The organism is Massilia sp. TSP1-1-2 (genome assembly GCF_049896185.1).
Classification (GTDB): Bacteria; Pseudomonadota; Gammaproteobacteria; order Burkholderiales; family Burkholderiaceae_D; genus Telluria_A.
This window is the reverse complement of record NZ_JAFCTU010000119.1, coordinates 1-1,083: the sequence shown is the minus strand read 5'-3', so window position 1 is coordinate 1,083 and position 1,083 is coordinate 1. Positions and strand designations below refer to the sequence as shown.

The window sequence follows — 1,083 nt, the reverse complement described above, 5'->3', positions numbered from 1 at the left end:
CGGGCCGGCTGGGCACTGCTCACGAATAACCTTGATCGGGCGCTGGAAATCATCATGAGAAACAATGCCAAGTGATTTTTTAGCGCGTTTGATCGCTGCCACCGAAATGCCACAATGAACTGCACGGGCCTCAATTTCTGCCTGCGCTACACTGCCATTTGACAGCATTTCAAACAAGAAATCTGCTGCCACGTCAACCTTGCTGGTTTTACCGCCTTCGTCGCCATTCTCGGCATTTTTAAGAATGTCGCGTGCAGTGCCTTCAATCGCAGATCCAAAAGAAATAATCGCGGTTGAAATATGGACACCCGATTCTTCTTGAAAATCAGCACTCGCGATGCTGTACTCGAAGCCGCCAACATCGAGGCCGATATTGGACTTGGCGCGGACAATAACACAACGGGGAGGTTCGTCAGAAGAATACTCCGACTTTACTTTCGCGGTTACCAGAACCACGCGTGCAACCGCTCCAAAGGCCATACTACCTGCAACGCGATCCAGTGGATCTTTCGTTTTGGACCCTTTTGCCAAATGCGTAATGCCCACAATGGCACAATTGTGTTTTTCAGCCTTTTCAACCAATGGCTCAAGCGCTTTCCGTACCTCCGAGTTTTTATTCGAATCGCCCGCAACTGCTTGGACGATCGAATCGATGATGACCAACTTCACATCCCCGAGCCGCGCCATTTCATTACTAAGCAGTTCGATATCTTTGGCGAAATCGAATGGCCTTACTGCGCGGCCATTCTCTTCTGTTCCTTTCAGAATGTGTACGCGCTCCAAGTCCGCACCAAGTGCCTTCAGGCGGGGAATAATTGTTTCCTCAACGCTATCCTCACCCGTCCAAATAACAACATGGCCATCCGGAGCGAATGAATTATCAGGCCAGCGCTTCCCGCCGAATCCCCCCTTTGAAATGGTGGCTGCCATAAACAACGCGATATTGGTCTTTCCCGTGCCCGCCGAGCCGGCCAAAATATGCAGCTTCCCTGCTGCAAGCCAACCTGGCCACAGCCAGAGGATCGGCCTGATTTGAATGTGCGAGGCAGGAATGAGTTGGACGCGGTTGGATAAGTAAGGCTT

Annotated in this window: 1 protein-coding gene; it reads right to left on the bottom strand. The window is 51.2% G+C overall.

The annotated features are described in order from the left end of the window. Nucleotides 1-1,083 (bottom strand): AAA family ATPase (locus ACP7BV_RS27175; protein WP_426108019.1); only part of this gene is annotated, 1,083 nt, incomplete at both ends.